We start from the raw sequence: 15,065 nt of genomic DNA, 5'->3' as shown, positions 1-15,065 counted from the left end.
TTTCTTTTGCTTTAGAGGGATGGACTAGACCGTTCTACAAAAGGACGGGCCTGCATATGATGGAAACAAGCCATATGTAAGGAGTGAACCAGGCGTGCGAGTGTCAAGTGTAACAGTGAGAAAACGATTGCTTTTCGTGCTGCTGTTTGGGGTGGTCATTTTTTTCATCATAGATACTAGATTAGGATATGTGCAGTTTATTATGGGCGAAAAGCTGACAAGCTTAGCAAAAGATTCATGGAGCCGTAACCTCCCGTTCGAACCGGAACGGGGAGATATTCTGGACCGGAATGGGGTAGAGCTGGCGACGAACAAAAGTGCTCCATCCATTTTGGTCGTCCCGCGGCAAATTAAAGATCCCGCAGAAACAAGCAAGAAACTGGCGGCAGTGCTTAATATGTCTGAGGAGAAAGCGTACAAGCACGTCACGAAGAAAACATCAATTGAGCGAATTTCTCCTGAGGGCAGAAAAGTATCTCATGAAAAAGCAAAAGAAGTAAGAGAGCTTGATTTAGATGGGGTTTATGTAGCAGAAGACAGCATCAGACATTATCCATTTGGCAGTTTCCTGTCCCATGTACTGGGTTTTGCTGGAATTGATAATCAAGGTTTACTTGGGCTGGAAGCCTACTACGATGATGACCTAAAAGGTGAAAAAGGCTCTGTGAAATTCTATTCCGATGCAAAAGGACAGAAAATGCCAGATGAAGCAGATGATTATACACCGCCTAAAGATGGTCTTGATATGAAATTAACGGTCGATTCGAAAGTACAAACCATCATTGAACGAGAATTAGACAATGCGGAGGCAAAATATAATCCAGATGGCATGATCGCCATTGCCATGAACCCCAAAAATGGTGAAGTGCTGGGGATGTCAAGTAGACCAGATTTTGATCCAGCTGACTATCAATCAGTTGATCCAAAAGTATTTAACCGAAATTTACCGGTGTGGAGCACATATGAGCCGGGATCGACGTTTAAAATTATTACACTTGCAGCAGCATTAGAAGAAAAGAAAGTGAATTTAAAACGCGATCAATTTTTTGACAGCGGATCTGTGACGGTCGATGGAGCAAGGCTCAGATGCTGGAAAAAAGGCGGGCATGGATCACAGTCATTTTTAGAAGTGGTGCAAAACTCCTGTAACCCAGGCTTTGTAGAGCTAGGCGACCGTCTTGGAAAAGATAAATTATTTTCCTATATTAAAAATTTCGGTTTTGGTCAGAAAACAGGAATCGATCTTCAAGGGGAAGGGAGAGGAATTTTGTTCCCGCTTGATCGAGTAGGTCCAGTAGAGCAGGCAACAACTGCCTTTGGTCAAGGTGTCTCCGTTACGCCGATTCAACAAGTAGCCGCAGTGGCTGCCGCGGTAAATGGCGGGACACTTTACACGCCCTATATTGCGAAAGAATGGATAGATCCGGTCACAAAAGGGGTCGTGAAAAAGCAATCACCGATTGCCAAGAAGAAAGTGATTTCAGCTGAAACATCAAAAGAAATCAGATATGCACTTGAAAGTGTAGTCGCTCAAGGAACTGGCCGAAATGCATTTGTTGAAGGGTATCGGGTTGGTGGAAAAACCGGAACAGCACAGAAGGTAAAGGACGGAAAATACATGGAAAATAACCATATTGTGTCGTTTATCGGATTTGCGCCTGCTGATGATCCAAGCATCGTTGTATATGTAGCCGTTGATAACCCAAAAGGCACCATTCAATTTGGTGGTACAGTAGCGGCACCAATTGTTGGTCATATTATGCGAGACAGCCTGCCTGAGATGGGTGTGAAAAAAAGAAAAGGACAAATTGAAAAGAAGTACCAGTGGCTGGACACAAAAACCATTGAGGTACCGAATCTTGTAGGGGGATCTGTTTCTGACCTTGAATCACTCCTCATTAACCTGAAGATCGATGCCTCAGGCACTGGCAGTAAAGTGGTGAAGCAGTCTCCTGCTGCTGGGACAAAAGTGAAAGAGGGCTCAACGATCAGATTATACTTAAACGATGAATAATAAAGAATGAACAGAGGGTAGCCGCACTCATTCGGCTGCCTCTTTTTGTTGAAAGAGAAGGGCAGTTTTAAAAAAAGAGCGCAAAGTGTGTTTTTTCCAAGAGAAACTTAAGGAATACGCTGGATGTATCCTTTTTTTTACGATAAAATATAGACTGTGTGTTTTTTTCACAAGACATGCACGTGAACGAATTTGAGAGGTTTGATATGATAATGAAATTACAAGAACTCCTTACATACTTTAAAAGTGAAAACAACGAATTGATAAACGAAAATCCCGATATTACTTCCATTGAAATGGATTCAAGAGAGGTGAGAAAAGGGAGCCTGTTTGTCTGCATAAAAGGTTATACAGTAGATGGACATGATTACGCTGAAAAAGCGGTGAAAAGCGGGGCTGCAGCAATTGTAGCAGAACACCCTCTTAACATAACAGATGTACCAGTCATTATTGTGAAACACTCTCAAAGAGCACTTGCAAGAATTGCTGATGCGTTTTACAGGCAGCCAACCCATAAGCTAAATCTTATCGGTATCACAGGAACAAACGGAAAAACATCAACAACACACATGATCGAACAAATGATGAGAAAAGCCGAGAAGAAAACAGGCTTAATCGGTACGATGTATATGAAGGTGAATGATGAAATTCTCGACGTGAAAAACACAACACCTGAGAGTGTCACACTTCAAAAAACCTTTAAACAGATGCTTGATCAAGAAGTAGACACGGCAATTATGGAAGTATCATCACATGCATTGCATCTTGGCCGGGTTCATGGATGTGATTATGATATGGCCGTTTTCACAAATCTTACGCAAGATCATCTTGACTACCACAACACCATGGAAGAATATAAACACGCGAAAAGCTTGCTATTCTCCCAGCTTGGAAGTGCCTTTCATCACGATAAGCCGAAGTACGCGATTTTAAATGCAGATGATGAAGCTTCTAGTTATTTTGAAAAAGTCACAGCTGCTGAAATCATGACGTATGGCTTAGAGCAAAAAGCAGATGTCATGGCAAAGAATATTCAAATCAAGCCTAAGGGAACTCAATTTGATTTGATCACTCCAATCGGCACAAAAAATGTGACGGTGGCCCTCATCGGAAAGTTCAATGTGTATAACATCCTGGCTGCTGTATCAGTAGGGATCGTATCCGGCTTATCGTTTGATACGATCGCTAGTGCAATGGAAGAGCTGGAGGGAGTCAAAGGAAGGTTTGAACTTGTGAACTGTGATCAAGACTTCCCTGTCATCATTGATTACGCGCATACACCTGACAGCTTAGAAAATGTCCTCACAACGTGTAGAGAATTAACTGAGGGCAAAATTTTCTGTGTGATAGGCTGCGGCGGAGACCGTGATAAAACAAAGCGCCCTCAAATGGCTCAAATCGCTGTGAAATATGCAGATGAGCCTGTATTTACATCAGACAACCCAAGAAGTGAAGATCCATCAGCTATTTTAAAAGATATGGAAAATGGTGTGCCTGAGGCATATTATCATAGCTTTGTGAATCGTAAACAAGCCATCTTCTTTGCGATTGCCAATGCGAAAAAAGGCGATACCGTCTTAATAGCGGGAAAAGGCCACGAGACGTACCAAATCATTGGCGATCAAGTCTACGACTTTGATGATGCAAAAGTTGCAGTGGACGCTATTTTAGATCTAAACAAATCTTAAAAATGATGAAAAGAGTGTAATGAAATGAAGCATTTTGTACAAAAACAACATATGAAAGACTCGAATGAATATCATAATAATGAATGCTATTTTCTGATGGAAAACGGCTTTGGAAATTCGGAAGGAGTAAAGAACGATGCTTGAACAGGTGATATTGTTTACAATCATAATGGGATTTTTAATCAGTGTTCTTTTATCCCCGATTTTTATTCCGTTTTTAAGAAGACTTAAATTTGGTCAGAGTATTAGAGAAGAAGGCCCGCAGTCTCACCAAAAGAAATCAGGTACTCCGACAATGGGCGGAATTATGATTATCTTTTCTATCACAATTACAACAATTGTGATGATCAACAAATTCTCTGAGATTAGTCCAGAAATGTTTTTACTGTTATTTGTCACACTTGGCTACGGCTTATTAGGATTTTTAGATGATTATATTAAAGTAGCGATGAGACGAAATCTTGGATTAACATCGAAACAGAAATTGATCGGTCAAATTGTGATCGCAGTGATTTTTTATGCAGTCTTCCATTATTATCAGTTTGCAACGACGATTCGTATTCCAGGAACGGATGTCAGCTTTGATTTAGGATGGGCTTACTTTATCCTCGTCATTTTCATGCTTGTCGGTGGTTCTAATGCGGTGAACTTAACAGATGGACTTGATGGTTTATTGTCTGGAACAGCTGCCATTGCTTTCGGAGCTTTTGCCATACTTGCTTGGAATCAATCCCAGTATGATGTGGCCATCTTTTCAGTAGCTGTTGCTGGAGCCGTCCTTGGTTTCCTTGTGTTTAATGCGCACCCTGCAAAAGTATTTATGGGTGATACAGGGTCACTAGCTTTAGGCGGAGCCATTGTAGCGATTGCCATTTTAACGAAGCTTGAAATTTTACTCGTGATTATTGGAGGAGTATTTGTTGTTGAAACGTTATCGGTTATCCTTCAAGTCATCTCCTTTAAAACAACTGGAAAAAGAATCTTTAAAATGAGCCCGCTTCACCACCACTATGAGTTAGTTGGCTGGTCTGAGTGGAGAGTGGTTGTCACCTTCTGGACAGCTGGTTTATTACTTGCTGTTTTAGGAATTTACATCGAGGTGTGGTTGTAATTGAATAAGATGCAAATGTTAAAAAACGAACATGTACTAGTATTAGGTCTTGCAAAAAGCGGATATGCGGCCGCCTCAATTCTTCACGAACACGGAGTAAACGTGACAGTAAATGATCAAAAACCGTTTGAAGAAAATGAGCCAGCTCAGCTACTTTCTGAAAAGGGGATTGATGTCATTTGTGGCAGTCATCCTCTTCGTATGTTCGATGATAAAGAAATTACGATTTTAATTAAAAACCCTGGAATTCCATATGAGAATGTGATGGTTCAAGAGGCGCTTCGACGCCAAATTCCAGTTTGGACTGAAATAGAATTAGCTTATCATTTGACCTCATCTCCTTTTATTGGGATTACCGGATCGAATGGGAAAACCACTACCACTACATTGATTTATGAAATGCTGAAAAAAGACAGTCAAAAAACTTTAGTGGCAGGTAATATTGGAACAGTTGCCAGCGAAGTCGCTGCAAATGCAGCTGGCGATGAATGGATTGTAACTGAGCTCTCTTCTTTTCAGTTAATGGGAACAGTTGAATTCAGGCCCAAAATCAGCTTGATTTTAAATATTTTTGACGCACATTTAGACTATCACCACACTCGTGAAGAATACGAAAAAGCAAAGCAGAAAGTATACGCACATCAACATGAAAATGACACAGCCGTGATCAACCTAGATGATCCATCTGTCGTTAAGCTAGCAGAAGGATCAAAAGCGAAAAAGGTGTTTTTCTCCGTGAAAGAGCCAGTAGAGCATGGAGCCTTTATTAAAAATGGCGCTATCTACTATATGGATGAACGTGTCATTGATCTAAAGGATGTTGTTCTTCCTGGTGAGCATAACCAAGAAAATATTCTGGCAGCCATTTGTGTTGTGAAAAATGCAGGCTGTTCAAATGAAGCGATCACACACGTACTCACAACATTCAGTGGCGTGAAGCATCGTTTGCAGTTTGTGGATACGATTCAAAGTAGAAAATTTTATAACGATAGCAAAGCGACCAATATACTGGCAACAAGTAAAGCTTTGTCAGCCTTCGAACAGCCGACCATTTTACTAGCAGGCGGACTAGATCGGGGTAATGAATTTGATGAATTGAAACCTTTCATGAAAAATGTGAAAGGAATTATCACATTTGGTGAGACTGCACCTAAGTTTGTGAAGCTTGGTGAAGAGCTGGGAATACATCACGTAAAACATGTCGATAATGTTGAACAAGCAGTACCTGCGGCGTTTAGCATATCTGAAGAAGAAGACGTGATTTTATTATCTCCAGCTTGTGCAAGCTGGGATCAACATAAAACATTTGAAGAACGTGGAGACATGTTTGTAAACGCCGTGCATATGCTTAAATAAGGGCTTGTCTCTCATATGACTGACAGCCCAAATGAAATGATGCTTGGGGTGTCGGTCTCTTGACGAATAAGAAAACTTCTCCGGATTTTTTGCTTGTTGTCATTACGTTACTTTTATTGACGATTGGTTTAATTATGGTGTACAGCGCAAGCGCTGTGTGGGCATCGTATAAATTTGATGATTCGTTTTATTTTGCAAAAAGACAGCTTTTGTTTGCTGGAATCGGAGTTATCGCGATGTTTTTCATTATGCGAGTCGATTATTGGACGTGGCGGACTTGGTCAAAGATATTGATTGCTGTTTGTTTTCTCCTCTTGCTACTTGTACTGATTCCTGGTATCGGTATGGAGAGAAATGGATCAAGAAGCTGGATCGGTGTCGGTGCGTTTAGTATTCAGCCCTCTGAATTCATGAAGCTTGCGATGATTGCGTTTCTCGCAAAATTCTTATCTGAAAAGCAAAAAAATATCACGTCCTTCCGTAAAGGTTTCGCGCCAGCGTTGGGTATTGTGTTTTCGGCATTTGCCATCATTATGCTGCAGCCGGACCTGGGGACAGGAACGGTTATGGTTGGAACTTGTATTATTATGATTTTTGTTTCAGGTGCGAGAATTGCTCACTTTATATTTCTCGGTCTTATAGGGCTAAGCGGTTTTGCTGCACTTGTCTTATCAGCACCCTATCGAATAAAACGAATAACGTCTTATTTAAACCCTTGGGAGGATCCACTAGGCAGCGGGTTTCAAATTATTCAATCCTTATACGCTGTTGGCCCAGGCGGTCTGTTCGGAATGGGTCTAGGTCAAAGTAGACAAAAATTCTTCTATTTACCTGAGCCTCAAACGGACTTTATCTTTGCCATATTGTCTGAAGAGCTTGGCTTTATAGGCGGATCACTCATTTTATTGCTCTTTAGTGTTCTGTTATGGAGAGGCATACGAATAGCACTTGGGGCACCAGATTTATACGGAAGTTTCTTAGCAGTTGGCATCATTTCAATGGTTGCCATTCAAGTGATGATTAATATCGCAGTTGTCACTGGACTTATTCCTGTGACAGGTATCACGCTCCCATTCCTAAGTTATGGCGGCTCATCACTGACACTAATGCTCATGGCAATTGGCGTACTTTTGAATGTAAGCAGGTACGCTAGATATTAATGTGCTGCTAGTTCATGAAACCATGTCGACGTTTATTTTGCAAAAATACAAAAAAATGATTTGAAGAGTGAAAATGACAGTTTTTGTTTCGAAAACATGATTTTCGACTCTTCTTTACAGGTTTTAACGGAGCCCTGTTGTTTAAAACAGGGTTTATACTTTGTTCAGAGCAGAAAAAAAATGAGGGGAAATGGTATAATGCGTATAGCAATCAGTGGAGGCGGAACAGGTGGACATATTTATCCAGCCTTAGCTTTTATTAAAGAAGTAAAAAGACTGCATCCTGATGTGGAATTTTTATATATTGGCACTGAAAATGGACTTGAAAAGAAAATTGTAGAAAGAGAAAATATCCCTTTCAAGTCAATAGAGATTTCAGGTTTTAAAAGAAAGCTTTCCTTTGATAATGTAAAAACGGTGATGAGATTTCTAAAAGGCGTTCAAAAAAGCAAATCTTATTTAAAAGAATTTAAGCCAGATGCTGTCATTGGAACAGGCGGTTATGTGTGTGGCCCTGTCGTTTATGCGGCTTCTAAGCTGAAAATCCCGACCATTATTCACGAACAAAACAGCCTGCCTGGTATCACAAATAAGTTCCTTGCGAGATATGTTCATAAGGTAGCCATCTGCTTTGAAGAAGCAAAGGCACATTTTCCTTCTGAAAAGGTTGTTTTTACGGGAAACCCAAGAGCCTCTGAAGTCGTCTCTATAAAAGAGGGGAAATCTCTTAAAGAGTTTGGACTAGATGAAAAGAAAAAAACGGTTCTTATTTTTGGCGGGAGCAGAGGTGCAGCTCCGATCAATAGAGCAGTCATTGACATGCAAGATGAATTAAAGGCGAAGAACTACCAGCTTTTATATATTACTGGTGAGGTTCATTATGAAAAAGTGCTGAACGAACTAAAGGACAAAGGTGCAGCACCAAATATGATCACAAAGCCTTTCTTACATCAAATGCCGGAGTATCTGAAATCGATTGATGTGATTGTTGCAAGAGCTGGAGCAACAACGATTGCTGAAGTGACAGCTCTTGGAATTCCAACAATTTTCATTCCGAGCCCATACGTGACGGCAAATCATCAGGAAATCAATGCTAGATCACTTGAAAAGCATGATGCTGCTATCGTTTTAAGAGAATCAGAGCTTTCTGGAGATCGCTTGCTGCATGCAATTGATGAAATTGCCGGTAATGAAGAGAAATTAAATCAAATGAGCCGTTTAACGAAAGAACTCGGAGTACCAGATGCGGCTACACGTTTATATAATGTGTTAAAAGAAATTACGACTACATGATTGAATGATATTAGGTAAGGCGGAGGGTAATATGGAGAACTTGAAGAATGAATTATTAGAAGCGCAAGTTGGTAAAGTGCTTGAAAATGAGCCGCTTGCAAATCATACGACAATGAAAATAGGCGGACCAGCAGATCTATTGATCATTCCAAAAGATGTCGACGCAGTCAAAACGATCATGGATCAGGTAAAAAAACACCATACTGATTGGACGGTCATTGGAAGAGGGTCTAATTTACTTGTACTTGATAAAGGAATACGTGGTGTAGTTCTAAAGTTAGGTACTGGACTTGATCATTTAAATGTGAATGATGAAGAAGTTACAGTTGGCGGCGGCTACTCTGTTGTACGTCTCGCAACGTCTCTTAGTAAGAAGGGCCTTTCAGGATTGGAATTCGCAGCTGGTATTCCAGGGTCTATCGGTGGCGCTGTTTATATGAACGCAGGGGCACATGGATCAGATATCAGCAACATTCTTGTGAAAGCTAGAATCTTATTTGAAGATGGAAGCATCGAGTGGGTAACAAATGAGGAAATGAACTTTAGCTATCGAACCTCTGTACTTCAAAAAGAACGTCCGGGCATTGTCCTCGAAGCCGTGTTTAAGCTCAAACAGGATGATCGCGAGAAAATCACAAAGAAAATGCAGCAAAATAAAGACTATCGTAAGGAAACGCAACCTTATAATCGACCGTGTGCAGGCAGTATTTTTCGAAATCCGCTACCTGAATATGCAGGACAGCTTGTAGAAAAGGCGAATTTAAAAGGATACCAGATTGGCGGGGCAAGAATTTCTGATATGCATGGGAACTTTATTGTCAATGCTGGTGGTGCTACTGCTCAAGATGTGCTGGACTTAATTCAGTACATCCAAAAGAAAATTAAAGAAGACCACAATGTAGATATGCATACAGAAGTAGAAATTATCGGTGAAGCAAATTAAAAGCTAGTTTTTATGAATGATGGCATCGCAGGAAAACAAACGGCATTCTTTCATGCCGTTTGTTTTCTAATCAAAATGAAGACCCAAAGGTGTGGACAAGCAGCTTTGAATGAGGTGAAGAGTATATATGCGGCCTGATCATGAAAATGAAAAGATCGTCAATATAGAAGAGCGAATTCCTAAAATTAAAGAACAAAGAAAGCAGAAAGCAAATCGGAGACTGATCTCTTTTATTCTGCTGTTTTTTATCATGGTTTTAATTGTTATTTATTTGCAAACACCAATCAGTAAAATTTCTTCTTTAACCATCACGGGTAACGAGCATGTATCAACAAAACAGCTTGTTAAACTTTCACAAATTAAAGAAGGCGAGACAGAGTTTTGGAACTTAAATAAAGATATGACAGCAGACCATATTAAACAAAATAAACTGATTAAAAGTGTCAGTATTAAAAAACATTTCCCGAATAAGGTCAGTATTGCTGTAAAAGAATATGCAAATATTGCATATCTTCAAAAGGGAAATCTATATTATGAGCTTCTTGAAAATGGGACAGCTTTACCAGATGAAGTAACGCCTAATCATGCAGGACCTATTTTTGTCGATTGGGACAATAAAGAGAAACTGAAGCAAACAGTTAAATCTTTAAATCAGCTCCCAGCCTCTATTCAGGAACTCATCTCAGAAGTATATTATGTCCCGACAAGTTCAAACCAGTGGCTCGTTAAATTTTATATGAATGACGGGAACACCGTGATCGCATCAATTAAAACATTCGCTGATAAAATGAAAACCTATCCAGCTATTGTAAAAGAACTTTCGTCATCTGAGAAAGGCACGATTCATATGGAAGTCGCAACGTATTTTGAAGCTTTCAAATCTAAGAAAAAGGAAGATGAACGTTGAGAGGCAGAACAGTTATATTCTCAATTGTGATGCTTGTTCTTGGGTTTCTGATTTCTTTTTCATACCAATATACAAAGCAGCATCAGGCAGATGTCAATCGAACCGAACAATGGAAAAAAGAATACTCTTTGAAAAGTCAGCTGACAAAGCAAGAAAAGGCGAATCAGAAACTTGAAAAAGAGCTATATAGCCTTCAATCAAAGGTTCAAGCGACAGAGTCCAGTTTGAAAAATGAAAAAGAGCAGTATTTTAATGTGTTGGAAGATGTTGAGAAATACAGAATGTTTACAGGGGAGATAGGTGTAAAAGGGAAAGGGGTAAAAGTATCTCTTGAAGATGCATCTTATATCCCGAGTGGACAAAATGTCAATAATTACATTGTTCATGAGAGTCACATTTTTCATGTGATAAACGAACTATTTATATCAGGGGCATCTGCTGTATCTATTAACGGACAAAGAATCACACACCAATCATACATACATTGTAATGGCCCAGTCGTCACAGTTGACGGAGTTCAGCATCCAGCGCCATTTGTCATTTCTGCTATTGGGGATCCTGCTGTGTTAATACCTGCTTTAAATATTGCTGGCGGGGTGGTTGATCAGCTGACAAGTGATCACATTTCAATGACGATTGAAAAAAAGGATATTCGTATGAATCCTCTTTTAAGAAACAAAGATTAAAAGTGAAAAGGTGAGTGGTGTTGAGGAAAAAGAAGCCTTTACTTAGTTTGACAGTTTTGATGGTGATATTTGGCATCATGGTCTCCATCCAATTTAACTCTTTGCAAAAACCGAAAATTCGTGATACTCGCGATGTTTGGGAATTAAGAGAGGATTTATCTGCATCTAAAAGTAAAGAATTGGATTTGCTGAAAGAAATTGATAAATATGATGAGATGCTGAAAAAGTATGATAATCAAGGAGATCAATCAAAAGAAGTTCAATTAACAAAAACGCTAAAAGATTTAAAAGAAAAGGCTGGTTTTACAGAGGTAACGGGGGAGGGGATTGAAGTTGAGATTTCTCAGCTTTTTTCCAAGGATCTGACCGGGGAAGAAGTGAAAAATATCCCGCCTGATCTTCTGAAAAAGTTAATCAACGAAGCCAACATGTTTGGGGCAAAACATATTTCCATTAATGACCACCGTGTGATTAATACAAGTGTGATTCGAGATATTAATGGGACGACGAAAATGGATGGCTACAGCTTAGATGATGATGCAGTTACCATTAAGATGATTAGCCAGCAGGCAGACAAATTATCCAGCCGTTTAAATGTATCAGATATTGGCGATTTGTTCGCTCAGGAAAATTTCAGCTTGAGTATTAGCCAGCCGAAGAAAAAAATTCATTTGAAGGCATATGACGGTGCAATTCAGATAAACGAATTGAAGCCTCTTGACGATGTAAAGGAGGGAAAATCTTAATGTGGCTTCCTGTTCTTGGCTTAATCATAGGAGTTGCAATCGGTTTTTTAACAAATTTTACGATACCGAATGAGTATTCTAACTACCTTTCCCTCGCTGTACTTGCTGCGCTTGATACTTTGATTGGTGGAATACGAGCACATCTGCAAGGGGCATACGATGAACTGGTGTTTGTATCAGGCTTCTTCTTTAATATTATACTCGCAATAAGTTTAGCTTTTCTGGGCGTCCATCTTGGTGTAGACTTGTATTTAGTCGGAATGTTTGCGTTCGGCGTTAGATTGTTTCAAAATATAGCAGTTATTCGAAGAATCCTACTAACAAAATGGACAATTTCTAGAGAAAAAAAGAAAAAAAGTGAGTCATAAAAAAGGATATACATATGATGTAACGAATATTTTCAGTAATCCTAATAAAAAATGTTGATTTTTTAAGTTTTGTTACACACTTGTAAAAACACATTCATTGTATTGTTGTTCAGCTAATAATAGAATAGAAAGTATTGATATGTGAGGAGGTGCCATAGAATGAACAACAATGAAATTTACGTCAGCCTTGACATCGGTACATCCAATATAAAAGTCATCGTCGGAGAAATGGCGGATGATTCGCTTAACATAATAGGTGTTGGAAATGTCCCTTCAGAGGGGTTAAAAAAAGGATCGATTGTTGATATAGATGAGACAGTTCATTCTATTAGACAAGCATTTGAACAGGCTGAGAGAATGGTAGGTTTTCCTTTACAAAAGGCGATTGTCGGAATTAACGGAAACCACATTCATATTCAGAATACGAGCGGCGTGGTCGCAGTATCTAGTGAAAACAAAGAAATACATGCTGAAGATGTGAGACGTGTCTTAGATGCTGCACAGGTAGTATCTATTCCTCAAGAACATCTCGTCATAGACGTGATTCCGAGACAATTTATCGTCGACGGAAGGGATGAGATCACAGATCCGAAAAAAATGCTTGGTGTTCGGTTAGAGGTGGAAGGATCGTTAATTACAGGCTCTAAAACGATTCTACATAACTGGCTCCGATGTGTAGAACGAGCTGGGATTGAAATTATGGATATTTGCTTGCAGCCACTCGCATCGGGCTCAGCAGCATTATCGAAAGATGAAAAAAATCTAGGGGTAGCTCTTGTCGATATTGGCGGCGGATCTACTACGATATCCGTATTTGAAAACGGGCATCTCTATTCTACTCACAGTATCCCTTTGGGCGGAGAGAACATTACAAAAGATTTGTCTATAGGACTTAGAACTTCCACTGAAGAAGCTGAACGAATCAAAAAACAATTTGGACATGCGTTCTATGATGAGGCATCGTCTGAGGAAACATTTGAAGTTTCCGTCATCGGTACCGATCAAAAACAGACGTATACACAACTTGAAGCGGCCAATATCATCGAAGCACGACTGGAAGAAATCCTGTTGTTTGTGGCAGAGGAATTAAGAAATATGGGTGTTCATGATTTGCCTGGCGGATTCGTTCTAACAGGTGGGCAGGCAGCCATACCAGGTATCCTTTCTCTTGCACAAACGGTCTTACAAAACAATGTAAGAATTGCAAGTCCTAATTATATCGGGGTGAGAGAGCCTCAATATATGACAGGAGTGGGTCTGATCCATTTTGCTTACCGCAATGCAAAGATCCAGGGCAGACAGGTTGGATTCCAAATGCCGGATGAAGCGTTTCATGAAGTAGGCGCGTCCATGGAGCCGGTTTCTGCTACATCACAAGTGAAAGAAGCTCAGCCAAGACCGAAAGTAAAGCAAAAAGCACAACAAGAGACAAATAAAAAACCGGGCAAAATGAAAAAACTATTTAATATGTTCTGGGAATAGAATTAGATTTTCGACGGATTAGGAGGATTCAGCATGTTGGAGTTTGAAACAAATATAGACGGCCTAGCATCAATTAAAGTAATCGGAGTAGGTGGGGGCGGAAATAACGCTGTCAACCGAATGATCGAAAATGACGTACAAGGTGTCGATTTTATTGCAGTTAATACAGATGCACAGGCGTTAAATCTATCAAAAGCAGAAACAAAAATGCAAATCGGTGCTAAGCTGACAAGAGGGCTTGGAGCAGGTGCGAATCCTGAAGTCGGTAAAAAGGCAGCTGAGGAAAGCAAAGAACAAATTGAAGAAGTATTAAAAGGCGCTGACATGGTCTTTGTTACAGCTGGTATGGGCGGTGGAACTGGTACTGGTGCTGCACCTGTAATTGCAAAAATTGCAAAAGATTCTGGGGCATTGACAGTTGGTGTCGTCACTCGTCCTTTCACATTTGAAGGAAGAAAGCGTCAGCTTCAAGCAGTTGAAGGAATTGCTTCTATGAAGGAAGCGGTTGATACATTAATCGTGATTCCAAACGATCGATTGCTTGAAATTGTCGATAAAAACACGCCAATGCTTGAAGCATTCCGTGCAGCAGATAACGTGTTAAGACAAGGTGTTCAAGGAATTTCAGATTTAATTGCAACACCAGGTTTGATTAACCTTGACTTTGCTGACGTGAAAACAATCATGTCCAATAAAGGTTCAGCCCTTATGGGAATCGGTGTTGCAACAGGTGAAAACCGTGCCGCTGAAGCAGCGAAGAAAGCCATCTCTTCACCACTTCTTGAAACGGCGATTGACGGTGCACAAGGCGTCATCATGAATATTACGGGTGGTACAAACTTAAGTCTTTATGAGGTGCAAGAAGCAGCTGATATTGTTGCATCAGCATCTGATGAAGATGTAAACATGATTTTCGGATCTGTTATTAATGATAACTTGAAGGATGAAATTGTGGTGACAGTGATCGCAACTGGATTTATTGAGCAGGAGCCAGAAGTGACAAAATCACAAAGAAATCCATTAGGTCAAGGATTAAAGCAAAATCAATCCATTCCACAAAAGCGTGAAGTAAAACGCGAGGAACATCAGCAAACATCATCTCAGCCAAGACAAAATACACAACAATCAAGCGATGATACGCTCGATATCCCAACGTTCTTGCGTAACCGCAACAAACGCTAATTGAGCATAGCTCGTCCCCTTCCATTGGAAGGGGATTTTTTAATGCCTAAAAAGGATAAAAGGACCTGTTGTTCTTCTAATAAAAAAGTCTTGAACATGCAAGAATCACTCAATCCAACCTATGTATTT

At 40.0% G+C, this 15,065-nt stretch carries 13 protein-coding genes; all 13 read left to right on the top strand.

Going from position 1 to position 15,065, the window contains the following annotated elements:
* Positions 1–94: 94 nt before the first annotated feature.
* The 13 genes from R0K30_RS04660 to ftsZ all read left to right on the top strand — a co-directional run bounded on the left by R0K30_RS04660 (position 95) and on the right by ftsZ (position 14,936).
* Positions 95–2,014, top strand: coding sequence for a stage V sporulation protein D (locus R0K30_RS04660; protein ID WP_099725947.1), 1,920 nt, complete (start codon positions 95–97; stop codon positions 2,012–2,014).
* 212 nt (positions 2,015–2,226) lie between these two features.
* A complete protein-coding gene (locus tag R0K30_RS04655) occupies positions 2,227–3,702 on the top strand; it encodes a UDP-N-acetylmuramoyl-L-alanyl-D-glutamate--2,6-diaminopimelate ligase (protein WP_249705514.1) in 1,476 nt (491 codons plus the stop codon).
* 136 nt (positions 3,703–3,838) lie between these two features.
* Positions 3,839–4,813, top strand: coding sequence for a phospho-N-acetylmuramoyl-pentapeptide-transferase (gene mraY, locus R0K30_RS04650; RefSeq protein ID WP_099725946.1), 975 nt, complete (start codon positions 3,839–3,841; stop codon positions 4,811–4,813).
* Positions 4,814–4,822: 9 nt separating this feature from the next.
* Entirely contained in the window at positions 4,823–6,169 is a 1,347-nt protein-coding gene (gene murD / locus R0K30_RS04645; protein WP_410609661.1) for a UDP-N-acetylmuramoyl-L-alanine--D-glutamate ligase, read from the top strand.
* A gap of 59 nt (positions 6,170–6,228) precedes the next feature.
* Positions 6,229–7,329: a stage V sporulation protein E gene (gene spoVE / locus R0K30_RS04640; RefSeq protein ID WP_003212197.1), complete on the top strand. Its 1,101-nt coding sequence runs from the start codon at positions 6,229–6,231 to the stop codon at positions 7,327–7,329.
* A 198-nt stretch (positions 7,330–7,527) separates the two neighbouring features.
* Positions 7,528–8,622, top strand: coding sequence for an undecaprenyldiphospho-muramoylpentapeptide beta-N-acetylglucosaminyltransferase (murG, locus tag R0K30_RS04635; protein ID WP_099725944.1), 1,095 nt, complete (start codon positions 7,528–7,530; stop codon positions 8,620–8,622).
* A 31-nt stretch (positions 8,623–8,653) separates the two neighbouring features.
* Complete coding sequence (gene murB, locus R0K30_RS04630; RefSeq protein WP_099725943.1) at positions 8,654–9,565, top strand: UDP-N-acetylmuramate dehydrogenase; 912 nt, start codon at positions 8,654–8,656, stop codon at positions 9,563–9,565.
* A gap of 127 nt (positions 9,566–9,692) precedes the next feature.
* Positions 9,693–10,472, top strand: a complete 780-nt coding sequence (locus tag R0K30_RS04625; protein ID WP_099725942.1) for a cell division protein FtsQ/DivIB — start codon at positions 9,693–9,695, stop codon at positions 10,470–10,472.
* Complete coding sequence (locus R0K30_RS04620) at positions 10,469–11,158, top strand: DUF881 domain-containing protein (RefSeq protein ID WP_410609387.1); 690 nt, start codon at positions 10,469–10,471, stop codon at positions 11,156–11,158. The genes R0K30_RS04625 and R0K30_RS04620 overlap by 4 nt, the downstream gene beginning before the upstream one ends.
* A 20-nt stretch (positions 11,159–11,178) precedes the next feature.
* Positions 11,179–11,904, top strand: a complete 726-nt coding sequence (locus tag R0K30_RS04615; protein WP_099725940.1) for a DUF881 domain-containing protein — start codon at positions 11,179–11,181, stop codon at positions 11,902–11,904.
* The gene (locus R0K30_RS04610) at positions 11,904–12,272 is read left to right on the top strand and encodes a small basic family protein (protein ID WP_003210988.1); all 369 of its coding nucleotides are present in this window, start codon (positions 11,904–11,906) and stop codon (positions 12,270–12,272) included. The genes R0K30_RS04615 and R0K30_RS04610 overlap by 1 nt, the downstream gene beginning before the upstream one ends.
* Positions 12,273–12,431: 159 nt before the next feature.
* A complete protein-coding gene (gene ftsA, locus R0K30_RS04605; RefSeq protein ID WP_099725939.1) occupies positions 12,432–13,754 on the top strand; it encodes a cell division protein FtsA in 1,323 nt (440 codons plus the stop codon).
* A 33-nt stretch (positions 13,755–13,787) separates the two neighbouring features.
* Positions 13,788–14,936 (top strand): cell division protein FtsZ, encoded by a 1,149-nt coding sequence (ftsZ, locus tag R0K30_RS04600; protein ID WP_034317972.1) that lies wholly within the window; start codon positions 13,788–13,790, stop codon positions 14,934–14,936.
* Positions 14,937–15,065 lie beyond the last annotated feature (129 nt).

This window comes from Bacillus sp. SIMBA_154 (assembly GCF_046536015.1).
In the GTDB taxonomy this organism is placed as follows: Bacteria; Bacillota; Bacilli; order Bacillales; family Bacillaceae; genus Bacillus; species Bacillus pumilus_P.
This window is presented reverse-complemented; position numbering and strand designations above follow the sequence as displayed.

Bases quoted from the DNA above. Each gene is read 5' to 3' on its own strand.
- murD (WP_410609661.1), top strand. From the start codon at position 4,823: ATGCAAATGTTAAAAAACGAACATGTACTAGTATTAGGTCTTGCAAAA.
- R0K30_RS04655 (WP_249705514.1), top strand. From the start codon at position 2,227: ATGAAATTACAAGAACTCCTTACATACTTTAAAAGTGAAAACAACGAA.
- murG (WP_099725944.1), top strand. From the start codon at position 7,528: ATGCGTATAGCAATCAGTGGAGGCGGAACAGGTGGACATATTTATCCA.
- mraY (WP_099725946.1), top strand. From the start codon at position 3,839: ATGCTTGAACAGGTGATATTGTTTACAATCATAATGGGATTTTTAATC.
- ftsA (WP_099725939.1), top strand. From the start codon at position 12,432: ATGAACAACAATGAAATTTACGTCAGCCTTGACATCGGTACATCCAAT.
- murB (WP_099725943.1), top strand. From the start codon at position 8,654: ATGGAGAACTTGAAGAATGAATTATTAGAAGCGCAAGTTGGTAAAGTG.
- R0K30_RS04625 (WP_099725942.1), top strand. From the start codon at position 9,693: ATGCGGCCTGATCATGAAAATGAAAAGATCGTCAATATAGAAGAGCGA.
- ftsZ (WP_034317972.1), top strand. From the start codon at position 13,788: ATGTTGGAGTTTGAAACAAATATAGACGGCCTAGCATCAATTAAAGTA.
- R0K30_RS04610 (WP_003210988.1), top strand. From the start codon at position 11,904: ATGTGGCTTCCTGTTCTTGGCTTAATCATAGGAGTTGCAATCGGTTTT.